The organism is Vibrio lentus, from assembly GCF_030409755.1.
Lineage (GTDB): Bacteria > Pseudomonadota > Gammaproteobacteria > Enterobacterales > Vibrionaceae > Vibrio > Vibrio lentus.
Map to the genome: position 1 here is coordinate 2131528 of NZ_JAUFQE010000002.1, position 22017 is coordinate 2153544.

20 protein-coding genes are annotated in these 22017 nt (G+C 44.1%); 6 read left to right on the plus strand and 14 right to left on the minus strand.

Annotated features, from left to right (window positions below; all coding sequences use genetic code 11):
• Positions 1-31: 31 nt before the first annotated feature.
• From QWZ07_RS17825 to QWZ07_RS17845, 5 genes are all read right to left on the minus strand, one after another.
• On the minus strand, positions 32-592 hold the full coding sequence (locus QWZ07_RS17825; protein WP_017074521.1) for a Slp family lipoprotein: 561 nt from the start codon (positions 590-592) through the stop codon (positions 32-34).
• Positions 593-631: 39 nt separating this feature from the next.
• The gene (locus QWZ07_RS17830) at positions 632-937 is read right to left on the minus strand and encodes a hypothetical protein (RefSeq protein WP_017074520.1); all 306 of its coding nucleotides are present in this window, start codon (positions 935-937) and stop codon (positions 632-634) included.
• A 91-nt stretch (positions 938-1028) separates the two neighbouring features.
• Positions 1029-1730 carry a tRNA (adenosine(37)-N6)-threonylcarbamoyltransferase complex dimerization subunit type 1 TsaB gene (gene tsaB, locus QWZ07_RS17835; protein WP_017074519.1) on the minus strand — a complete coding sequence of 234 codons (702 nt, stop codon included), beginning with the start codon at positions 1728-1730 and terminating at the stop codon, positions 1029-1031.
• Positions 1731-1789: 59 nt separating this feature from the next.
• On the minus strand, positions 1790-3718 hold the full coding sequence (yoaA, locus tag QWZ07_RS17840) for a DNA repair helicase YoaA (protein ID WP_099165320.1): 1929 nt from the start codon (positions 3716-3718) through the stop codon (positions 1790-1792).
• A gap of 160 nt (positions 3719-3878) precedes the next feature.
• On the minus strand, positions 3879-4079 hold the full coding sequence (locus QWZ07_RS17845) for a hypothetical protein (RefSeq protein WP_192852199.1): 201 nt from the start codon (positions 4077-4079) through the stop codon (positions 3879-3881).
• A gap of 263 nt (positions 4080-4342) precedes the next feature.
• Here QWZ07_RS17845 and purU point away from each other — a divergent pair, with 263 nt between their 5' ends.
• On the plus strand, positions 4343-5176 hold the full coding sequence (purU, locus tag QWZ07_RS17850) for a formyltetrahydrofolate deformylase (protein WP_192852200.1): 834 nt from the start codon (positions 4343-4345) through the stop codon (positions 5174-5176).
• Positions 5177-5478: 302 nt separating this feature from the next.
• Here purU and QWZ07_RS17855 read toward each other — a convergent pair whose 3' ends face one another.
• The gene (locus tag QWZ07_RS17855) at positions 5479-6075 is read right to left on the minus strand and encodes a VOC family protein (protein ID WP_192852201.1); all 597 of its coding nucleotides are present in this window, start codon (positions 6073-6075) and stop codon (positions 5479-5481) included.
• A 350-nt stretch (positions 6076-6425) separates the two neighbouring features.
• Here QWZ07_RS17855 and argS point away from each other — a divergent pair, with 350 nt between their 5' ends.
• Both argS and QWZ07_RS17865 read left to right on the plus strand, forming a co-directional pair.
• On the plus strand, positions 6426-8159 hold the full coding sequence (gene argS, locus QWZ07_RS17860; RefSeq protein ID WP_065110961.1) for an arginine--tRNA ligase: 1734 nt from the start codon (positions 6426-6428) through the stop codon (positions 8157-8159).
• A 106-nt stretch (positions 8160-8265) separates the two neighbouring features.
• Positions 8266-8694 carry an HIT family protein gene (locus QWZ07_RS17865; protein WP_192852202.1) on the plus strand — a complete coding sequence of 143 codons (429 nt, stop codon included), beginning with the start codon at positions 8266-8268 and terminating at the stop codon, positions 8692-8694.
• A gap of 138 nt (positions 8695-8832) precedes the next feature.
• Here QWZ07_RS17865 and QWZ07_RS17870 read toward each other — a convergent pair whose 3' ends face one another.
• The 3 genes from QWZ07_RS17870 to QWZ07_RS17880 are packed head-to-tail and all read right to left on the minus strand — an operon-like array spanning position 8833 to position 11555.
• Positions 8833-9063, minus strand: coding sequence for a FeoC-like transcriptional regulator (locus QWZ07_RS17870; RefSeq protein WP_004734201.1), 231 nt, complete (start codon positions 9061-9063; stop codon positions 8833-8835).
• Positions 9060-11333: a Fe(2+) transporter permease subunit FeoB gene (feoB, locus tag QWZ07_RS17875; RefSeq protein WP_065103146.1), complete on the minus strand. Its 2274-nt coding sequence runs from the start codon at positions 11331-11333 to the stop codon at positions 9060-9062. Before feoB ends, QWZ07_RS17870 begins: the two co-directional genes overlap by 4 nt.
• Positions 11334-11555 carry a FeoA family protein gene (locus QWZ07_RS17880; protein ID WP_008221191.1) on the minus strand — a complete coding sequence of 74 codons (222 nt, stop codon included), beginning with the start codon at positions 11553-11555 and terminating at the stop codon, positions 11334-11336. It abuts the gene before it with no gap.
• Between the two features lie 416 nt (positions 11556-11971).
• On the opposite strand from QWZ07_RS17880, the gene QWZ07_RS17885 reads away from it, so the two are divergent.
• Positions 11972-12127 carry a hypothetical protein gene (locus QWZ07_RS17885; protein WP_290255674.1) on the plus strand — a complete coding sequence of 52 codons (156 nt, stop codon included), beginning with the start codon at positions 11972-11974 and terminating at the stop codon, positions 12125-12127.
• Between the two features lie 83 nt (positions 12128-12210).
• Here QWZ07_RS17885 and QWZ07_RS17890 read toward each other — a convergent pair whose 3' ends face one another.
• Entirely contained in the window at positions 12211-15561 is a 3351-nt protein-coding gene (locus QWZ07_RS17890; RefSeq protein ID WP_192852204.1) for a helix-turn-helix domain-containing protein, read from the minus strand.
• Positions 15562-15841: 280 nt separating this feature from the next.
• Positions 15842-16726: a zinc ABC transporter substrate-binding protein ZnuA gene (gene znuA, locus QWZ07_RS17895; protein ID WP_017106133.1), complete on the minus strand. Its 885-nt coding sequence runs from the start codon at positions 16724-16726 to the stop codon at positions 15842-15844.
• Positions 16727-16809: 83 nt separating this feature from the next.
• Here znuA and znuC point away from each other — a divergent pair, with 83 nt between their 5' ends.
• Entirely contained in the window at positions 16810-17589 is a 780-nt protein-coding gene (gene znuC / locus QWZ07_RS17900; protein WP_017110326.1) for a zinc ABC transporter ATP-binding protein ZnuC, read from the plus strand.
• Positions 17589-18374, plus strand: coding sequence for a zinc ABC transporter permease subunit ZnuB (znuB, locus tag QWZ07_RS17905; protein ID WP_017084084.1), 786 nt, complete (start codon positions 17589-17591; stop codon positions 18372-18374). The genes znuC and znuB overlap by 1 nt, the downstream gene beginning before the upstream one ends.
• Before the next feature lie 174 nt (positions 18375-18548).
• Here the strand turns inward: znuB and sucD are convergent, their stop codons facing one another.
• The 3 genes from sucD to odhB form a co-directional block, all read right to left on the minus strand.
• Positions 18549-19421, minus strand: coding sequence for a succinate--CoA ligase subunit alpha (gene sucD, locus QWZ07_RS17910; RefSeq protein ID WP_004734209.1), 873 nt, complete (start codon positions 19419-19421; stop codon positions 18549-18551).
• Positions 19421-20587, minus strand: coding sequence for an ADP-forming succinate--CoA ligase subunit beta (sucC, locus tag QWZ07_RS17915; protein WP_192852205.1), 1167 nt, complete (start codon positions 20585-20587; stop codon positions 19421-19423). The genes sucD and sucC overlap by 1 nt, the downstream gene beginning before the upstream one ends.
• A gap of 206 nt (positions 20588-20793) precedes the next feature.
• Positions 20794-22002: a 2-oxoglutarate dehydrogenase complex dihydrolipoyllysine-residue succinyltransferase gene (gene odhB / locus QWZ07_RS17920; protein WP_017106130.1), complete on the minus strand. Its 1209-nt coding sequence runs from the start codon at positions 22000-22002 to the stop codon at positions 20794-20796.
• Positions 22003-22017 lie beyond the last annotated feature (15 nt).

Here is a 22017-nt window from a genome sequence, read left to right on the forward strand (position 1 = left end):
TGATGTATCCATTAATCCTAAACGATGCTAACTATTCGACATCTTTAATTACGCGCCCTTGTCTTGGCATCGTTTGAAAACTACGACAATGTAAGCTGCGACATGAGTAGTAAGTAGGAGCAAAATCGTTCACAACCACTCTTTCTGTGATTTGCCACAAGCGTTGGTTATAAACATTCATTACCGGAAAAGTATAAGGATAATCACCAATAGTGCCATCTTCTGTGCCATTTGATGTGCCCACCAAAGTGACTAAACGACCTTCAGCAAAGCTCAATGGCTCAACATAACCATCAATATAAGCGACAAAGCGCCCTTTTGGTTCGGCATCAATATCTGGCTTACCGCTGCTTGAGATCGGCATGTTAACCACTTCAACACGAGTCTTATCTTGTAAATTTGTCACCTTAGCAATCACACCACCTAAGCGAACATCACCAGCGTCTGGCACTGTGTTTACCCACTCTTGGTAGTCGGTCACGACTTGTTCAGAGTTTGCATTAAGTTCTTCAGGCAAAGAGGAGCAGCCCATCACCATCGAAGAGAAAGCGACAAGGAAAAATAAGCGAGATTTAGAAATGAGAGAAAACATAATGCTGGTCCTTAGAACAGGATAAATAAAAGCACAAAGCTAGATATAAATATCGACCCCAATAAGCTTCGCAAGTTCCTCTTTTTTAGCTTGATTCATCACATCCATATACTCTTCCATCGCACGGCGTCCACGTCCTTCTGGAAGATCATATTGAACCTGAGCTTTGTGAATCTCAGATTCTTTGACTTGGCGAATGGAATGCGAGACAGCATTCGCGACCTTAGTTGGCTGACCAACTGAGGTTTTTGCATCGCCTTTTTTTACCTCGTTCTTTTTATTGGTTCGATTGGTTTTGGATGTGTTGCCTATCGAAGAAGGAGGTAAGCCGTTTATTGAAACCATGCTTAAGGAATTTTGTACCTAATTTTAATGATTTTGTATCTGTTTTAATTTTGGCTCTGCAAAGTGAATGCAGAGCCAAAATAATACGTATTTACTCACGACCTGGCAGTTTCTTCCATGTCACTTTGTCACGTAGGTAAACTGGCTCAGATTCCTCAGCTGCAACCGCTTTGCCTTCTGCATAAGCAAATTGAGCAAGGAACGCCATATCTTGAGCTTCTGGGAACAGAACCTCACACGCTTTAGTGTTGATCGCTAGTGTATCCATGTGCTCGGCGTACGCTTCCCAACCGGTGCCTACTTTTGCCCATGTCTCAGAATCCACTTCAAGTTGCGCAGCCAATTCGCTTGGAGGTGTGACACATTCCGCATCAACTGCAGTCCAACGACCGTCTTGTTCACGGCTGTAACGAGCCCAGTACACTTCACTCATGCGCGCATCAATCGCTGTTGCTACGTGAGTTTCACCAAATTTACGGTAGCTGCCCTGCGCCATCGCTGCCAGTGTAGACACACCTATCATCGGTAAATCAGCACCAAAAGCTAAGCCTTGAGCGATACCAATACCAATACGTACACCCGTGAAGCTGCCAGGGCCTTGGCCAAACGCGATTGCGTCGATATCGGTTAAAGCGATGTTCGCTTCTTTCAGTACTTCATCAACCATAGGTAGAATTTTTTTCGTATGGTCTCGAGGAGCCTCTTCGCTACGTGCGAACACCTGGTCACCCATTACTAGTGCAACTGAACAGTTTTCAGTTGCGGTATCTACTGCAAGAATTTTCGCGCTCATTCGTGTCTCAAATATTCGTTATCTAATCTAAAAATAATGGCTAAGTTCAACAATGCCAATTACTCAGCAGCGGTTGAATGGTCTTTAGCTAAGAATTCTTTAATGATCCCTAAGTCACGGGTACGTGGGATAGGCGGTAAACTCGCCAAAAATACACCACCGTAATCACGGGTCACCAATCGGTTATCGCAAATAATCAAAGCGCCATTATCACGCTTATCACGTATTAATCGGCCAACACCTTGTTTCAAGGTAATCACTGCGTCTGGTAACTGCACTTGTGCAAAAGGATCACCCCCTTTTAGCTTACAGTCCTCGATTCGAGCCTTGAGTAACGGGTCGTCTGGGGCTGTAAAGGGCAATTTATCGATGATAACACAGCTTAATGCGTCGCCCCTAACATCGATCCCCTCCCAGAATGCCCCCGTGGCCACCAGCAATGCGTTACCTAATTCCATGAATTCCGCTAAGGTTTTTTGCTTACTGGTCTCACCTTGCAATAGAACGGGTACAGTAAGCGTTTCACGGAATCGCTCGCCCAACTCTTTCATCATGCTGTGTGAGGTACACAAAAAGAAACAACGACCTTGGTTTTGCTCAATAACGGGAGCCAGCATCCTGACTAATTTATCAGCCAAGCCCGGGCTATTGGGCTCTGGAAGATAACGAGGTACACACAAGCGCGCCTGATTCGGATAATCAAATGGGCTCGGCAGTGAAAACTGTGCCGACGGCTTTAATCCAAGTCGAGAGGTGAAGTGATCGAAATCATCCGACACCGCTAGCGTTGCTGAAGTAAACACCCAAGCACCCGGTTTAAGCTCGATTTGTTCGTGGAATTTATCGGCAACCGAAAGAGGCGTGATGTGCAAAGCAAATTGTCGTGGCGTTGTGTCATACCAATAGGAATAACCGGTAATCGACACATCACATACACGTTCGATACGCGACTTAATCATGGTTGCACGTTCGAAAGCCGTGTCTAACAACTGGCTTCGACCCAATGCTAATTTCAATACATCGACGGCCAGTTGCAACGCATCTTGTAAACGAACCAACTCTCTAGCAATCGACTCGGACTTCAACGCTTCACGCCAGTTACCGCGAAATCCTGTGTCGCCGAGCACAATACGTAGGTCAGCAGCTGATTGAATTAGCCTCTCGCCAACCTTTTGCAACTGACGCATGTCTTTGGCTTCAGTGCGGTAAGCAATTTCAATGTCTTTGGCTAGTTCTTGGATTTGTCGGCTTGATACTGATTGTCCGAAGTACTGACTGGCAATATCAGGAAGTTGATGCGCTTCATCGAAGATAAACACATCAGCCTCTGGAATAAGCTCACCAAATCCGGTTTCTTTAATCGCTAAATCCGCTAAGAACAAGTGGTGGTTTACTACGACAACATCGGAATCCATCGCTTTTTTACGCGCTTTCAGCACAAAGCAATCGGTGTAGCTTGGGCATTCTTTACCTAAGCAGTTGTCGTTGGTTGAGGTAATGGTTGGAATAACCGGGCTATCTTCAGCAATATCATCGCAATCACCTAAGTCACCAGTTTGAGTCGCCGAAGACCAGCTGCGCACTTTCACCAACTGAGCTAACAATGTTGGATCGGTATGAGTACCATGACTTTCGATCATCTGGCGGCTCAAGCGGTCTAAACACAAATAGTTTGAACGACCTTTCAGCAGGGCAACCTGACCATAAAAGCCAAGCGCATCGACCATTAATGGTAAATCACGATGAAACAACTGCTCTTGAAGGTTTTTAGACCCCGTACTGATAATAGTTTTCTTGCCACTTAGCAGCGCTGGCACGAGGTAAGCAAACGTCTTGCCGGTACCTGTCCCCGCTTCAACAACCAGTTGGCTTTGTTGCTCAATGGCCTGTGAGACCGCTTCAGCCATATCCAGCTGAGCTTGTCGTGGTTGAAACCCAGGGATCGCTTTACCCAGAGCACCATCAGCAGAAAACGTTTTAGATATCATAGAGTACGTGGTTTAGAAAAATAGAAGGCGAATTATGGCAGGTTTAGTGAGCCGGTGCGAATCAGAAATGACTGCGCACCGGAGGTGTCTATCGAATAGAACATGGCAGGCTAGATCCTTCTTATCAACCTAGCCCAAAACAAATGAAAGGGTTGTTTAACTACTTACGATTCAAAAAACGAGATAACCAAGGCGCACCAGTAAAGTCGGTATCACTTGATTGCATGGCTTTAGCAGCATCAGTCGGAGAAGCCTTGCTTTCCCACATTTCATCAAGAACGTTGCCGTCCACCTGAACATCACCAACTAATGAATTTACACGCTTACAATATAACTTTTTCGCTAGTAACTCTTTATCCATAAATGATCACCTATGCATGGCTGAAATGTTGGCTCGCTCTAGTGGGACTTGACCGAGAATATCGGTTAAAACCGTCAGAAATCTAACCTCTACCTGAATTTATTAAGCCTCTCAATTTATTAATCCCCTAAATGAACGGTAGATTTTGTTGAAACCAAATTGATAATAGATTAATTATAACGGTGATATTGCGGCTCAGTTCACCGTTCGACGGCCTGCATTAAATTTGAAGAATAAAAACATTTCATGGAAGTAAGATGCAAATGGAAAGAAAAACTTTATTAACACATTGTACTGACGCCCCAGGCCTCATCTCAAAGATCACCAACATTTGTTACAAGCACCAACTCAATATTATTCACAACAATGAGTTCGTTGATAACACTAGTGGCCACTTCTTTATGCGTACCGAGCTAGAGGGTTACTTCAATGACGAAACCTTACTCGCCGATTTAGATCAAGCGCTACCAGAAAACACAAAACGTAAGCTTGTTGATTCATCTCGTAAGCGTGTCGTGATACTCGTGACTAAAGAAGCGCACTGCCTTGGCGATATTCTAATGAAGAACTTCGATGGCAGTTTGGATGTAGAAATTGCCGCTGTTGTTGGCAACTACGATACTCTGCAAAGCTTAACCGAGCGTTTTGAAATCCCTTATCATCATGTTTCTCACGAAGGTTTAAACCGTGAAGAACATGAGAAGAAGATGCTTGAAGTGATTGACCAGTACGAGGCGGACTATTTGGTTCTTGCTAAATACATGCGAGTGCTGACTCCGGGCTTTGTTGAGAAATACAATCACAAGATCATCAACATCCACCACAGCTTCTTACCAGCATTTATTGGCGCTAAACCATACCAGCAAGCGTATGAGCGCGGCGTAAAAATCATTGGTGCAACGGCGCACTTCGTGACAAACGATCTCGATGAAGGTCCAATCATCAAGCAAGACGTGATTCCAGTGGATCACAACTTCAGCGCAAAAGACATGGCTCAAGCGGGTCGTGACGTAGAGAAGAACGTGTTGAGTAAGGCTTTAAACAAAGTGATCAATGATCACGTGTTTGTTTACGGTAACAAGACTGTGATTCTGTAAGTCGGATATCGAGTTCCAGTAAAACTTCCAGTTAGAACCCAATAAAAAACGCGCAACAGGGTTAACCCATTGCGCGTTTTTTTGTATCTGGTTATTAGACTAGCTTTTAGAGGTTTCCAACTACGCTCTTTCGTCGCTATCGGGAATGACGAATTCAGCCATGAATCTTCTAACTGTAGACTCTGACATACGTCCTCGAACGCTCAGTCAGCATCTAAAGATAAACTTTGGCAAACACTATCAAGCATTCCGACGAGCCTAGGCGAGATCAGGAATCTATTTCCAGCTATTCTCTGCTCAAATTAAGCCTGTTCTGACTCTACAATCTTCTTCAAAGAGTGTGGATGCAGCTTGATGCAAACCCCTTGATGTTTGAATGCAACCGTTGGGTTATTCAAACGCTCACCCTCGCCTTTCGGGCTAGAGAGTTTTATCTTAATACCTTGCTCTGCCAAAGTTTCAAACTTAGCAGCAAACTGTGGATAGGTTTCTTTAAGATCCGCTAGATACTCATCAGCCGTTTGCGCGTGAGAAGGAATCACAAACTCGACATGTTCCCAATCTTGGCTTGGGTAAATTTTGCCTTCTGCAGGGTACGGAAGCTCTAAACACTCAATCTTCCAACCAAGACTTTGCAATGGTTCATCGAAAGCCAACACGACAATTGGACGACCGTTAATCATCGCTTCTGAAATTGTAGAGCCGTATTCAGACCATGCTTGATGTGCTGATTTCGCAAGCTCAGTTTCATTGATTCTTAATGCAATATGATCCGCTTGAGCAAAGCTTAAATCTAAACCCAATGTATTTCCTAGGTTCTCAATTTTCGCCATAAACGTATCAAGGCGCGCAATCATTTGTTGTGGTTCTAGTTCGGCTTGCTTCAGGCTCATCGTCATTGTCTTTGTTTTCCAAATAATGGCTGCATGGTATCAGTTTTACTTTCAGCAACAAGCGTTGCTTTTACAAAAAAACGTTCAAAAAGTACGGTGTCTTACTTTCCTAAATAGACAAACCTGGCTTGGTCAAAGTCGATTGTCAAAAACCCCTTAGGAAATGTTAATTTTCTATCAATTCGACCTATAAGAAACCCCACAAAATTGGTATGATTAACGCCATTTTTGTGAACTTAAACAGAGTCTGTTGTTCATTTCGGCATTAAATCGTTAACTCGAAGCATAATTAACCAAATTTAATACCCACGAAATAACGGCCACTCTTATTCATCCTTGAATTGAAGGAAACGCGTGTGAATATCCAAGCACTGATTAATGACAAAGTATCTCAGGCTCTAGAAGCCGCTGGCGCACCTGCAGGCTCTCCTGCGGCTGTTCGCCAATCTGCAAAACCACAATTTGGTGACTACCAAGCAAACGGCGTTATGGGCGTTGCTAAACGACTAGGCACTAACCCTCGAGAATTTGCTCAAAAAGTATTGGACGTTCTAAACCTAGACGGTATCGCTTCTAAAGTTGAAATCGCAGGTCCAGGTTTCCTAAACATCTTCCTAGATGAAGCATTCCTAGCACAACAAGCAGACGCAGCACTGGCTGACTCTCGCCTTGGTGTTGCAGCAGCTGAAGCACAAACAATTGTTGCTGACTACTCTGCTCCAAACGTTGCAAAAGAAATGCACGTTGGTCACCTACGTTCAACGATCATCGGTGATGCTGTTGTTCGTACACTTGAGTTCTTAGGTCACAAAGTTATCCGTGCTAACCACATTGGTGACTGGGGTACTCAATTCGGTATGCTTATCGCAAACCTTGAGCGCATCCAAGCTGAAACTGGCGAAGTTTCAATGGAGCTTTCAGATCTTGAGCAGTTCTACCGTGAATCTAAAAAGCTTTACGACGAAGACGAAGAATTCGCAGTAAAAGCACGTGGCTACGTAGTGAAACTGCAAGGCGGCGACGCATACTGTGCTGAAATGTGGAAAAAGCTGGTTGACGTAACCATGGTTCAAAACCAACGTAACTACGATCGCCTAAACGTATCACTGACACGTGATGATGTGATGGGTGAAAGTATGTACAACCACATGCTTTCAAACATCGTTGCTGATCTACAAGCACAAGGCCTAGCAAAAGAGTCTGACGGCGCACAAGTTGTATTCCTAGACGAATACAAAAACAAAGACGGCGACCCGATGGGCGTTATCGTGCAAAAACGTGACGGTGGCTTCCTGTACACCACCACCGATATTGCATGTGCTAAATACCGTTTTGAAGAACTGGGCGCAGACCGCGTACTTTACTTCATTGACTCCCGTCAGCACCAACATCTAATGCAAGCTTGGACTATCGTTCGTAAAGCGGGTTATGTTCCTGAGTCTGTATCTCTTGAGCACCACGCATTTGGCATGATGCTAGGTAAAGATGGTAAGCCATTTAAAACTCGTGCAGGCGGTACAGTCCGTCTTGCTGACCTTCTGGACGAAGCAGAAGTACGTGCAACTCAGCTGATTGAATCTAAAAACCCTGAGCTAGCAGAAGACGAGAAGAAAACCATCGCGAACACAGTAGCAATGGCGGCAGTTAAATACGCAGACCTTTCTAAGCACCGTACCACTGATTACGTGTTCGACTGGGAAAACATGCTGGCATTTGAAGGCAACACAGCACCGTACATGCAGTACGCATACACTCGTGTCGCTTCAATCTTTGCTAAAGCCGGCATTTCTATGGACTCTCTTGAAGGTGAAATCAAAATCACTGAAGAGAAAGAGAAAGCACTTATCGCGAAACTTCTACAATTTGAAGAAGCGGTACAGTCTGTTGCTCGTGAAGGTCAACCACACATCATGTGTAGCTACCTGTTCGAACTTGCTGGTCAATTCTCTAGCTTCTACGAAGCGTGCCCTATCCTTGTGGCTGAAGATGAAACAGTTAAACAGAGCCGCCTGAAGCTTGCTGCACTGACAGCTAAGACTATCAAGCAAGGTCTGTCGCTTCTAGGTATCGAAACTCTAGAGCGCATGTAATTCCCTTCGGGTTACAATGAATAAATACAAAGGTTGATGTGAGAGCATCAACCTTTTGTTTTATCTAACGTATACTGAATTCAAGAAATCGAAATGGATAATAATAATGAGCTTTGAACTTCACCCACAGTTAGCAAAAGACACCACGCTTATCGGCGAATTTCCACTAAGCTTGGCGCTGCTAAGCAAAGACAGTGCAGTGCCTTGGGTTATCTTGGTACCAAAACGTGCCAACCTAAAAGAACTGCACCATCTACCAATGAAAGAACAACAGCAGTTCTTACTTGAGTCCCAAGCGGTAAGCCAAGCATTAGAAGCGACATTCCAACCAGACAAGTTAAACCTAGGCGCATTGGGTAACATGGTGCCACAACTGCACATTCATCATATTGCACGTTTCAAAGATGACATCGCATGGCCAGGGCCAATATGGGGAAACACCAAAGGCGAACAGCGCACGGAAGAAGAACAAGCAGCAATCCATACTCGTATCCAGAATGTTTTGTCATTGAGCTCTATCTTCAAAAAAGCGTAATTCGAGTTCATCTCATTACGCTTTAAAGCAAGGCAGTTCAAATAAAGACACATAACAAAAAGCCGCTCATCTAAAATAGGTGAGCGGCTTTTTTATTGTCTAATCTCGCCGTTTTCAACGAGAGTATGAAGACCTGAACTACATCATCACATTAAGTGACAGACCATCTTGTTTGCTGATGGTGTAACGAATACGTGTTGTATGTCCATGCTTGTTGGTGTCGACTAAGCGAGATACCTTCCCTTTCTTGACCCACACACTCAGCATCGCATCAACACCATCTTCACTCATGCCAAACTTAGACGCGAGTTCACTACGAGCTGCGACACCCTCGTTATCAATGTATTGATGAAGTTCAGTTAAAATCATACTACTTGCACCTCTAATGCTTTTTGCTTACTGCCGACTTTCTTGAAGACTCGATACGTCAATACAAAGCCACCAGCAATCGCCACCATCCATACCGCACTGCTGACTGGGTGAGCAGCGAAGTTTGCCGCTTGGTAATAGAAGGTCGCACCAAAGTAACCAAGAGCCATGGTCCATACTGCGATGAAACGCGCAAACATCTGACCAAATTCACGAACATAAGCACCCATCGCGGCCACACAAGGTGTGTAAAGCAAGATTAGGATTAAGTAAGCAAATGCAGCATGTCCAGAAACAAATTTGTCTTTCAGGTTACCAAAGATAGAAGTATCAACTTCTTGATCCGCAGCGACAGAACTTGAGTCCGATAAGTCACCCACTTCAATACCTAATGGATCTGAATAGCTCAAGCCAGATAGATTTTCAGGGATGGTCATGACTGCTTCTTGCAAGCTTGCAGCTAGATCAAATTCAGCCGCTTCCTCGTCTGAAGGTGTGGTGTACAAGCTGTTTAATGTACCGACAACCGCTTCTTTAGCGAAGATACCAGTGATGATACCAACCGTTGCAGGCCAGTTCTCTTCAGTAATACCAATCGGTTGGAACACTGGAGTCACAACTTGAGCCGCTTTAGATAGCACAGAGCTTTCGCTGTCTTCGTTGCCAAAACTGCCGTCCATACCCAGAGAGTTCAAGAAGCTCAGAATTGCCACAACCATTACGATTGTTTTACCAGCACCAAGCACGAAACGCTTCAGCTTTTGCCACGTTTTTAGCATTACGTTTTGCACAGTCGGCAATTCGTAATCCGGCATTTCCATAACCAAGCTATCGCTGCTGCCAGGATAGATTGTATTTTTAAGGAATAGACCGGTGAACACAGAAGCAACAATACCCATGATGTACAAAGCGAAGACTACGTTTTGCCCTGCACCAGGGAAAAATGCGGCTGCAAACAGTGCGTATACTGGCAGACGAGCACCACATGACATAAACGGTGCCATTGATGCAGCCAGTTTACGCTCACGCTCTTGGTCAAGAGTACGTGTTGCCATGATCGAAGGAACGTTACAACCAAAACCAAGTACCAGAGGAACAAAAGCCTTACCCGGCAAGCCGATTTTCTGCATCACTTTATCAAGTACAAATGCAGCACGCGCCATGTAGCCTGAACTTTCTAGTACCGCTAAGAATAGATAAAGAGCAGCGATTACCGGAATAAAGGTAGCAACCGTTTGAATACCGCCACCGATACCATCGGCAAGGATTGTCACTAACCAAACAGGTAAATGTCCGTCTAATAAGTGATGACCACCATCAACCAATAACGCACCTACACCAATATCAAAGAAGTCGATAAACGCACTACCTATATTGATAGAGAACATGAACATCAAGTACATAATGACGAAGAAGAAAGGAATGCCGACCCACTTGTTCAAAATGAATTGGTCTGCTTTTTCTGTGAAGTTTCGGCTTAGCTTGCCTTCACTACGGCGAACACGCTTACACAGGTCATGTAGAAAAGTGTATTTTGCATCGGCAACCGCAAGGTCAATATCAAAGTCAGCACTCAGGCGCACGCTATCAATTTGAGTGCGAGGCTGAGGAGCAAGACCATTTAGAACCAAGTAATCATTTTCTAAAGCACGAATCGCTAGTGCTCTATGCGACACATCAGCATCATCAAATTGTGATTCAACAGAAGGGATTAGTGCTTCTAATGCTGCGTCGTAATCGATAGAGATAGGGTCAAGGCTCACACCTTGAACAAGTAACTTATGAAGGCGTTCTTTAAAGCGAACCACTTGGCCTTTGTCGTTTGCAGACAAGCTCAGAACCGGACAGCCTAGCTCTTTTTCTAGAGCCTTAAGGTTAATGACCTGACGTTCACGCTTTAATACATCCATTTTGTTCAATACAACGATCATTGGACGACCCAACTCTCGCAATTGTAATGTCATGTATAAGCTTCTTTCCAAACAGCTCGCATCAACAACATTGATGATCACATCTGCTGGGTGAGTAAGCACAGCGCGAGATGCAATAGACTCATCGATACTGTTCGCGTCATTACCACTGTCTAGCGCGTAGATACCAGGTAAATCGGTAAGCTGAAACTTATCACCAGCGTGAGAATAGACACCCGTCTTCTTTTCTACAGTTACACCGACCCAGTTACCAACATGTTGCTTGGCGCCGGTCAATGCATTAAATAATGTTGTTTTACCGCTATTCGGGTTACCAACGGTTAGAACTTGATAATCCATTTAGATAACCTCGATTTGTTCTGCGATGCTTTCACGAATGGCGATTGAAACCCCTCTCACTTCAACTTGAAGCGGATCACCCATAGGTGCACGGCGAATCAACGTCACCTCGGTTTTTGGCAACATGCCCATGACCATAAGTTTTTTTCTAACTTCTGGTGTTAAACCTGTTAGTGCAACAATAGAAGCCGCTTTGCCTTGCTCTAGTTGTGAGAGTTTCATAAATACCCAATTCGTGACTGATAATGAGAAAGATTGTTATTACCAGCATAATACACATACATGACCACAATTCCATTGTGTGAAATCAATGTTTTCGAAAATACATACTCGTAAATTTCGTTAAAAACGCTTACGTCAAAAACGTTACTTTCAACAAGCAACGAGAACTACCTCACTAGTACGAACCTCTCAAAACAACACAAAAACATTAATTATCAAAAACTTAAAATAATGTCGGTTTTCTCATGGCCATCTGTCGTTAATTTTATAAGTAAAATAAGTGGACAGACGTATAGTAACTCCATCGAAGAGAAACTACTTCTCTTTAATTTTATTCCAGAGGTGATGTGGCTTGCCACATCACTCCGGCAGCAAGCGAAGGTGTCCTTGACACCCGTGGTATAGTCCCCCCGGCTATGCCACGATATTTTTTTCTTCCTCGTTATATCCCTAGCAAACTTACTGCAACCCTAACCCTTTTTATCTCTATCTCTATCTCTATCTCTATCTCTATCTCTATCTCTATCTCTATCTCTATCTCTATCTCTATCTCTATCTCTATCTCTATCTAATATGAGCGTAAAAAAGCCCCAACACGAATGTCGAGGCTTAGAGTATCTTTATCTAAATGAAAACAGTCTGAATCCACAGCTCACTACTCTTCGTTGTTTTCTGCAAACTTAGAGGGAGACATACCAAAGTGATGCTTAAACCTTTGGCTAAAGTAGGACGGGTCATTAAATCCGGAATCAAAGGCTACGTCTGACACTTTTTCTCCCGCGAGTAAGCGCTCACAAGCATGTTCGAGACGAACTTCATTCAAGTGTTCCTTGAATGTCTTGTGATAAGCGAGTTTAAAACGTCGTTGTAAGCTTCTCTCAGACATGAACAAATACTTCGCAGCAGTTGCTGTACCAAATTCAGCATCAGCGTAGTGTTCACTCACAAGCTGTGACACTTTGTTTTTCCACTCTTGCTCCGCACTCACTTTTTGTTGTTCTGAACTTGAGGCTGTGTGCTTGATCGTCTCGATTTGCTCTATGGTACTCGCTTCAAGGTTTTGCAATACTTGATATTTAATTGGCCAAGACAGTTGAACTTTATTTTGAGAATCCGAAATGAAGGCATTGAGTTCTCCACCACTCTGATTCATCAATAAAGGCAGCTTTTCAATATTAAGATCGGTTGATTTCCCACTGCTGTCATTAATCGCTGAAGCCAACTTAGGGAAAGGCATACCATGATCTCTTATCGTAACAACGAGATGACCTTTAACCTCTTCCACCAATATCACCATACTCTGCGATTTGAAATTTCGCTTGATGATACTCGCGACCAAGCTATTAAAGATAATATCGAGATTAAAATACAACAGCGACACATGTCGGTGCTTGGTTTCAACGCTGATATCCAGCTCGATTCCCGCTTTAGCTAAGTCGTCCTTCCAAGCTTTGAGTACCGACTCCAAGATCAAAATCACATCGTAACAAACCGTTCCCTCTCCCTCTTGGCTGTTACTCAATTGAGCTAAACCATTTTTTAACGCTAGGATCGGAGACTTTCCTTGGTCATCATTCCAATTGGGTAGCATTACAGCAATCTGATTCACTTCATCGGACAATTCTTTCGCCGTATGAGAAACCAATACATTCTTAACAGACAGTTGCTTTTTGAGCTGTTGATTCGTCGTTAATAAAATCCGGCTTTGATGCCTTAACTGATCGGTCTTTAAAGCGACTTGCGCTTTTAAATGTCTATTGGCAAAAGTGACATAGCGTGAACGCCAAAACACCAGAATAGTGACTACACAAATAAGTAGAATCAAGGAGCTTGCTGCTGCCCAATTGCTCAGATACCAAGGCTCAGCTATCGAGAAACTTTGATTGGTGGAAACAAAACGATAATGCGAGTCCTTCACTGGTTTCACTTCAAGCGTATAGTCACCGGGAAGCAAGTGGTCTAGCGTAAGCAAGCCTCCCTCAAACTCGCTCCAAGGTTCATTGTCATTGAGCCTATACTCCATCGCTGGAGCAAACGTCGCGGGTAAAATACCAAGCTTGAAACCAATGGAAGAGCCGTAAGGTATTTCTTTTAAATCCAACGTTCTTCCACCAAGCGATACCGTTTCTTGGTCAACACTGATCTTGCTTAATAAGGCTCGGCTATGAGGCGTCGTTGATACTAAAAGCTCATTGGACAATGCACTAACCACACCATACTTAGAACCTAGAACAAGCCGCGAAGATTGATTTGCTTCACTATAAAACAGTGCACAAGCGCCCGCCGCTAATTCATTGGTGATCAAACCAAACGGTGAACCGATGTGTTTATGCAACTGGCCATCGAGTCCGTAATAACTGATCCCCTTAGATGATCCCAGCCACACACCATTATCATCGCTGATTAAACAACTCGGGCTGATATTGTCTTCGACAAGGGCGATCTCATCAATGATGTTGCTGTCATAGGGAATTCGGTACACACCGTAACTGCCAGCAAACCACTGAGAACCGTCCTTTGCTTGCTCAATATCGACAACTTTGCCAAATCTTTCACTAGAACGATTGAAACTGATTCTCTTATCGATAAATGAATAGAAACCATGATCCGTGCCGATGTACACACTGCCTTGCAAGCCTACATTGAGGTCTGTGATTTCGGCGGGGAGAAACTTATCGACCAACCAATCAGCGCCATAAGACGCTAACTGCATTGTCTGGAACGATAATGAATATAGGTTTTGCCCAGATGTCATCCACAAAGTTTGGTCAGGTTGAAGAGCAAAATTCTCAACATGAACGCCCTGAATCGCTCTCGGCAAATCGAGCGGTTCAGCCTGCAACGTTTGGGTATTAAAACTGAGAATGCCCTCTTCAGTTGCAATCCAGATTGATGAACCAAAGATCTCAAAATCCTTAACTGGTTTTGTATGAACATGAATAGGAACGTCTTCACTTTGCGAATCGACCAAATATAGCCCCATAGATGACGCGACCCAAGACTGGTGGTCATCAACAGGCTGCACTTTGTTGATCACAACGCTACTCGAGTGCATTCCCATTCCGTTAAGTGGCGTTCGAGAAAAAGTCTTACTAAACAATGAGAAATAACGGATACCATTGTTGGTCGCCACCCACATACCGCCAGCATGATCATTAATCAGCGAGTAAATTTTCTCGCCCGGTAACGAAAAGTCTTGGTTAGCAGCTTGTTCAAAACGAGTGATTTCGCCGGTAATAAAGTTGTAGCTAATCAGGCCGTGCTCAGTACCAATCCAATATTGATCAGTGGTTTCAGCAACAGAGAGAACATGCGAGCCACTGATCTTGGTTTCTTTCTCTGAATTAGCCAAATCGACAATGACAACACCATTTAATGTACCAATCAGTAATTCACGTCTCGCATTCGAAAAGTAGACGGTTTCGATGTAGTGTTTATCGGAAGCCGGAACATGGGCAAATTCTTGATTTTCTGATAGGTAAGTACCAGAACTTGTTGCCAGAACCCATTTTGATAGTACCCACTCAGCATCATTAATCGTAATGTCGCTACTGTTGTTGTATCGGTACAGTTTGAGAAGTGAATAGGTATTAAATTCTGAGGATTGGGTGTTATACGTATAGAAATTAGCGCCATCTGTGACCCAAATAAAGTCACCTGAAGCACCAATATTGGCGATCTCAGCACCGGGGCTCAAACTGAAGGCGAGTTCATTACCGATGCCAGGACTATGTCGGTAGACTTCGTTGTCAAAAAAAGTCCAAAACTCATCATTTAGAAAAGCAACGCTTTCCGATGAAAACTGCAGAAGGCTACCCTTACGTGGAAGTAGAGCCCGACCATCATAAAAGAGCACTTTCCCATGCACATCATGGATCCACAATCCACCACCAGCACCTAGATAGAGATTTTTGGCCGCAAGGAAATTCCCCTGAGCCTGAACAGGCAAAGGGTAAAAAACAGAGGGTGAAGTATTTACCGCTAGAACGCTAAATGAAATGCTCATTAACATGAACATTCTGAAGATAATTTGAGACAACGTTTAATCCTGAACAGCAACAACACATGAAATTTCGTTCGCCACAACGTCTTATCGTTGCTTCAACGGAAACTAAGTTTTTTTGTGCTTATAATTATCTCTCTATTTTAGCGGAAATTATCGAAGGAGAAAGGAGGTTTGTAATTTGTTGGAAGGTTTTATCTTAGCGGTCACGAAAATGCCGCAAAAAGCGGCATTATTCATAAATTATCGAGAGCAAAGTTAGCAATTAATAACTCGCTAACCATTAATTTCCCGTTAGGCAACTTGTGTAGCTGTCTGTAAGTTGCTGAAGAAATTCGAAATAACTTCCACTCTTAACTTCAACACTTGAGCCAATCGGGTCAAGTTGTCCTTGTTTCGTGCTACTCCCACGAGTTACCGATTCAATAACGGCAGGTGTAAACTGAGGTTCAGCAAACACACATTGAACATTGTCACGTACCAGAGTTTTCTTAATCGCTATCAAGCTTTTAGCTCCGGGTTTACGTTCAGGGCTCACGGTAAAGTGACCTAAATTATTCAACTCAAACTCTTGCTCGAAGTAACCATACGCATCGTGAAATACGTAGTAGCCTTTGTCTTTAACTGGCGCAAGCTGTTCATGAATCGACTGCTGCTTTTCTTTCAAGGCAATCAAGAAGGAATCTAGGTTTTCTTGATACGCCATCGCATTGTCTGGATCAGTTTCAATCAACTTAGCTGAGATATAGTTCGCGGCTACTTCAACTTGATCGATACCTAACCAAAAGTGAGGGTCATGGCTACCATGATGGTGCCCTTCATGAGCATCGTGATCTTCATGTCCGAACTCTCTCAAATTAATCCCAGGGATTTCACTGATTTCGATAACGTTCTCTTTTGAACCAATCACCTTAGTCAAAAAAGCTTCTAGGTCAGGACCGAACCAAATCACCATATCTGCACTGTGAACTTTTTTGACATCAGATGGCTTAAGCGCATAGTCGTGTGGTGACGCATTGCTGTTCATCAACACATCCGGTTCACTAACGCCTTGCGTTAATTCTGTCACTATCATTTGAATAGGTTTGAAGCTTGTTAGAATAGTGCTCGCGCTTGCAACGTTTGGGGCTAATAACAAAGTAGCAAGTATAAAATATGAACGTGACATAATTCCTCGATAATAGAAAAGTAGCTTAGGCTTGCGGTAAATGTTACATTATAACATTAGCGAATTGCAAATGAGTTCTATTCATGGATAACTTAATCCAACTAGATTCTGTTAGCGTCGAATTTGACGGTCGAAAGGTTCTAGACAACATCTCTCTAAATTTAGAGCGTGGCAGAATCACGACCCTAATTGGGCCGAACGGTGCTGGGAAATCGACACTGGTAAAAGTGGTACTGGGCTTACAAACCAAGTTTTCAGGTAAAATAACAAAATCGAACAAACTGAAAATTGGTTATGTTCCGCAGAAGCTAAAGCTCAATGATTCACTCCCCTTAAGTGTCGAGCGCTTTCTCAAGCTGACAGGTAAGTTTAGCCAGCAGGAGATACTGGAAGCATTAAAGCTCGTTGGCGCAGAGCACCTGCAGAAAAGCAATATGCATCAGCTATCCGGCGGTGAAAATCAACGAGTACTTATCGCTCGTTCATTGCTGAGAAGACCCGACCTTCTCGTTCTCGATGAGCCGGCTCAAGGCGTAGATGTTCAAGGCCAAATAGACCTGTACGACCTGATTGATACCATTCGTCACCGCTTTGGTTGTGCTGTATTTATGGTGTCACATGATCTGCATTTAGTAATGGCAAAAACAGACGATGTAATCTGTTTACACCATCATATCTGTTGCTCAGGCGCCCCTGCAGATATCAAACATCACCCCTCTTATATCGCGCTTTTTGGCACCGCGACCCAAGAGACCTTAGCCTTTTATCACCACCAACACGAACATCACCATCATGATCTCGCAGGACAACCTGTCGAAGGCGACGTACATGAATGTTCAAACCATAAACACGGACACCACTAATGCTTGAGTTTCTTCTTCCCTCTATTTTAGCTGGCTTGGGCATTGCTCTAATCGCGGGGCCACTAGGCTCTTTTGTGGTTTGGCGAAAGATGGCTTACTTTGGAGATACCCTTGCTCACGCCTCTTTGATGGGCTTAGCGCTTGGCTTCTTATTCAATATTAATTTGTACTTAGCACTGCTGATTTGCTGTTTGATGCTAGCGGTATTACTGGTTACGTTACAAAAGCAAAAGCTGGTTGCGACCGATACCCTACTCGGTATTTTGGCACACAGTGCGCTCTCTTTAGGCCTTGTAGCGGTAAGCTTCTTAGACAATGTTCGTGTCGATCTAATGAGTTACCTATTTGGTGACTTGCTTGCAGTTTCTCCGACCGACTTAGTATTTATCTATGCGGGTGCAGCCGTGATTGGACTGGTGCTTGCTATCTTTTGGCGACCGCTATTGTCGACGACCGTTAACGAAGATCTCGCAGCGGTTGACGGCATCAACATTGATTTAATGCGTCTTATTTTGATGCTACTTGTGGGTATCGTGATTGCGGTAGGAATGAAGTTTGTTGGTGCGTTAATCATGACCTCACTACTTATCATTCCAGCAGCAACAGCAAGAAAGTTTGCCAATACACCTGAACAGATGGCGTTTCTTGCCTCAGTTATTGGCTCTATCGCTGTGTTCGGCGGATTAAGTTTGTCTTGGTTCTATGACACACCAGCTGGCCCTTCTGTTGTTATCAGTGCTGCGGCAATGTTTATGCTGTCTCAAATGTACAGAACTCGCGCCTAAAGTGAAAAGTCGGGATTCATTCTGGCTTTTAACAACACAACAGTTGATGCGGTGATTGTTTACAAAAGAGTCGCTCACAAAAAATCAGTCACAAAAGAAAAAGGCTTGGTCAATGACCAAGCCTTTCTTATATCGTTCAGTTAACTTCTATCTCGTTAGATAAAAGCCAGCTGATTACCAACCCGTGATTTCACGTAGGCCTTTTCCGATGTCAGCAAGAGACTTAACAGTCTTAACGCCTGCTGCTTCTAGTGCTGCGAATTTATCTTCAGCAGTACCTTTACCGCCAGAGATGATTGCGCCAGCATGGCCCATACGTTTACCCGGAGGAGCAGTAACACCAGCGATGTAAGATACAACTGGCTTAGTTACGTTTGCTTTGATGAACTCAGCAGCTTCTTCTTCCGCAGTACCACCGATCTCACCAATCATTACGATTGCTTCAGTCTCTGGGTCTTCTTGGAAAAGTTTTAGGATATCAATGAAGTTTGAACCTGGGATAGGGTCACCACCGATACCAACACATGTAGACTGACCAAAGCCTTCATCTGTTGTTTGCTTAACTGCTTCGTACGTCAGAGTACCTGAACGAGATACGATACCTACTTTACCCTTCTTGTGGATATGGCCAGGCATGATACCAATCTTACACTCGTCTGGAGTGATAAGACCTGGACAGTTAGGACCGATCATGCGAACGCCAGTTTCTTCTAGCTTCACTTTAACGTCGATCATATCTGTAGTAGGGATACCTTCAGTGATCGTTACGATCAGTTCGATACCTGCATCAATCGCTTCTAGGATTGCATCTTTACAGAAAGGTGCTGGTACGTAGATAACTGTTGCTGTTGCGCCAGTCACTTCTACTGCTTCACGTACTGTGTTGAATACTGGAAGGCCTAGGTGAGTTTGACCACCTTTACCAGGTGAAACACCACCAACCATTTGCGTACCGTATGCGATAGCTTGGTCTGAGTGGAATGTACCTTGACCGCCAGTGAAACCCTGACAGATTACTTTAGTGTCTTTGTTAATTAATACAGACATTATTTAGCCTCCGCAGCAGCAACAACTTTCTGAGCAGCATCTGTTAGAGATACAGCAGCAATGATATCAACATCAGAATTAGCAAGTACTTCGCGACCTAGGTCTGCGTTTGTACCTTCTAGACGAACAACGACAGGAACTGTTACGCCAACTTCTTTAACTGCACCAATAATACCTTCAGCGATCATGTCACAACGAACGATGCCACCGAAGATGTTTACTAGTACTGCTTTAACATTGTCATCAGAAAGGATGATCTTGAATGCTTCAGCTACACGCTCTTTTGTTGCGCCGCCGCCTACATCAAGGAAGTTTGCTGGCTTGCCGCCGTGTAGGTTTACGATATCCATCGTACCCATAGCAAGGCCTGCACCGTTAACCATACAGCCAACGTTGCCATCAAGTGCTACGTAGTTCAGTTCCCACTGAGCTGCGTGCGCTTCGCGCTCGTCTTCTTGTGAAGGATCGTGCATTTCACGAAGCTTTGGCTGACGGTACATTGCGTTTGAGTCAATGTTGATCTTGCCGTCTAGACAAAGAAGGTTACCTTCATTTGTAACAACAAGCGGGTTAATTTCTAGTAGAGCTAGGTCGTACTGAGCGAACATTTCACCAAGACCCATGAAGATCTTAACGAACTGTTTAATTTGATCGCCAGCTAGGCCAAGTTTAAATGCCAGTTCACGGCCTTGGTAAGCTTGAGGGCCAACTAGAGGATCGATCGCTGATTGGTGAATCAACTCTGGAGTTTCTTCAGCGATTTTCTCAATGTCCACACCGCCTTCAGTTGACGCCATGAATACAATTTTGCGAGTTGCACGGTCAACAACAGCACCTAGATAAAGCTCGTTAGCAATGTTCGATGCTTCTTCAACTAGGATCTTTGTTACAGGCTGACCATTAGCGTCTGTTTGGTAAGTCACTAGGTTTTTACCTAGCCACTTTTGTGCAAACTCTTTAACGCCTTCTTTAGTGTCATGTAGCTCTACGCCGCCCGCTTTACCGCGACCACCAGCGTGTACTTGACACTTAACGACTTTCTTGGCTGTACTGATACGGCCTGCAGCTTCGAAAGCTTCTTGTGCTGTATCACATGCGAAACCTTCTGGTACAGGCAAACCGAATTCTGCAAACAGCTGTTTGGCTTGGTATTCATGCAAATTCATTTTGATATTCCGTTTATTTTCCCTTAAGGGATTATTATTTCCATAACGACACAGTTTCCTGTGGTACGTCTGTAGGGTCTTCTCAAATCAACTGCTGTCCATTTTCTAATGGCTTTACAGTTCAATTGAAGGCCAGACGTTGAGCAGCCTAGCCTTTGAAACTTTTTACGTCTAGCTAACGGGGTTAACTAGACGTTTTAGAGATACTAAACGTCTAATAGCAGACGTGCAGGATCTTCTAGAAGCTCTTTGATTGTCACTAGGAAGCCAACTGATTCACGGCCGTCGATTAGACGGTGATCGTAAGAAAGCGCTAGGTACATCATTGGTAAGATCTCAACCTTGCCATCAACAGCCATTGGACGATCTTGGATTTTGTGCATACCCAAAATTGCCGCTTGAGGCGGGTTGATGATTGGCGTAGACATTAGAGAGCCAAATACACCACCGTTCGTGATAGTGAAGTTACCGCCCATCAGCTCATCAACAGTTAGCTTGCCGTCACGGCCTTTGATTGCTAGCTCTTTGATACCTTTTTCGATGTCAGCGAAACCTAGTGTGTCACAGTCTTTCAGTACTGGAGTCACTAGACCACGCGGCGTTGATACTGCCATGCTGATGTCGAAGTAGTTGTGGTAAACGATATCTGTACCATCAATAGAAGCGTTAACTTCTGGGAAACGTTTCAGTGCTTCTGTTACTGCTTTCACGTAGAAAGACATGAAACCAAGACGCGTATCGTGACGCTTCTCGAATTGGTCTTTGTACTGCTTACGAAGATCCATGATTGGCTTCATGTTCACTTCGTTGAAAGTAGTCAGCATCGCTGTGCTGTTCTTCGCTTCTAGAAGACGGTTTGCAACTGTCTTACGTAGGCGAGTCATTGGCACGCGTTTTTGGCTACGAGCTGCTGCTGGCGCTTCAACTACTGGTGCAGATGCTGCTGCCGGAGCCGCTTTCGCTGCTGCTAGGTGTGCGTCGATGTCTTCACGAGTAATACGACCACCAACACCAGTGCCTTTAACGTCAGCTGGTTGTAGGTTGTGTTCAGCAAGAAGACGACGAACAGCAGGACTTAGTGCGTCGTTGCTTTCTTCTGTAAGTGCCGCTTTGTGGCGCTTATCAGGAGAAGCTTCTGTATCTTCAGTCGTATCTTTCGTTGGTTCACCAGCGACAGCACCAGGTTTGATTTTCGCAAGAAGCTGCTTAGAAAGTACCGTAGCACCCTCTTCTTCAATGATAGCTTCCAGAACACCCGCTTCAGGAGCCGGTACTTCTAGAACTACTTTATCTGTTTCGATGTCTACAATGACTTCATCACGTGCAACGGCTTCGCCTGGTTTTTTGTGCCAAGTCGCTACTGTTGCATCAGCCACAGATTCAGGTAAATCTGGAACCAGAATTTCAATTGTCATGTCTGTATTTTCCTT

Bases quoted from the DNA above. Each gene is read 5' to 3' on its own strand.
- QWZ07_RS17825 (WP_017074521.1), bottom strand. From the start codon at position 592: ATGTTTTCTCTCATTTCTAAATCTCGCTTATTTTTCCTTGTCGCTTTC.
- QWZ07_RS17830 (WP_017074520.1), bottom strand. From the start codon at position 937: ATGGTTTCAATAAACGGCTTACCTCCTTCTTCGATAGGCAACACATCC.
- tsaB (WP_017074519.1), bottom strand. From the start codon at position 1,730: ATGAGCGCGAAAATTCTTGCAGTAGATACCGCAACTGAAAACTGTTCA.
- yoaA (WP_099165320.1), bottom strand. From the start codon at position 3,718: ATGATATCTAAAACGTTTTCTGCTGATGGTGCTCTGGGTAAAGCGATC.
- QWZ07_RS17845 (WP_192852199.1), bottom strand. From the start codon at position 4,079: ATGGATAAAGAGTTACTAGCGAAAAAGTTATATTGTAAGCGTGTAAAT.
- purU (WP_192852200.1), top strand. From the start codon at position 4,343: ATGGAAAGAAAAACTTTATTAACACATTGTACTGACGCCCCAGGCCTC.
- QWZ07_RS17855 (WP_192852201.1), bottom strand. From the start codon at position 6,075: ATGACGATGAGCCTGAAGCAAGCCGAACTAGAACCACAACAAATGATT.
- QWZ07_RS17865 (WP_192852202.1), top strand. From the start codon at position 8,266: ATGAGCTTTGAACTTCACCCACAGTTAGCAAAAGACACCACGCTTATC.
- QWZ07_RS17870 (WP_004734201.1), bottom strand. From the start codon at position 9,063: ATGATTTTAACTGAACTTCATCAATACATTGATAACGAGGGTGTCGCA.
- feoB (WP_065103146.1), bottom strand. From the start codon at position 11,333: ATGGATTATCAAGTTCTAACCGTTGGTAACCCGAATAGCGGTAAAACA.
- QWZ07_RS17880 (WP_008221191.1), bottom strand. From the start codon at position 11,555: ATGAAACTCTCACAACTAGAGCAAGGCAAAGCGGCTTCTATTGTTGCA.
- QWZ07_RS17885 (WP_290255674.1), top strand. From the start codon at position 11,972: ATGCCACGATATTTTTTTCTTCCTCGTTATATCCCTAGCAAACTTACT.
- QWZ07_RS17890 (WP_192852204.1), bottom strand. From the start codon at position 15,561: ATGAGCATTTCATTTAGCGTTCTAGCGGTAAATACTTCACCCTCTGTT.
- znuA (WP_017106133.1), bottom strand. From the start codon at position 16,726: ATGTCACGTTCATATTTTATACTTGCTACTTTGTTATTAGCCCCAAAC.
- znuC (WP_017110326.1), top strand. From the start codon at position 16,810: ATGGATAACTTAATCCAACTAGATTCTGTTAGCGTCGAATTTGACGGT.
- znuB (WP_017084084.1), top strand. From the start codon at position 17,589: ATGCTTGAGTTTCTTCTTCCCTCTATTTTAGCTGGCTTGGGCATTGCT.
- sucD (WP_004734209.1), bottom strand. From the start codon at position 19,421: ATGTCTGTATTAATTAACAAAGACACTAAAGTAATCTGTCAGGGTTTC.
- sucC (WP_192852205.1), bottom strand. From the start codon at position 20,587: ATGAATTTGCATGAATACCAAGCCAAACAGCTGTTTGCAGAATTCGGT.
- odhB (WP_017106130.1), bottom strand. From the start codon at position 22,002: ATGACAATTGAAATTCTGGTTCCAGATTTACCTGAATCTGTGGCTGAT.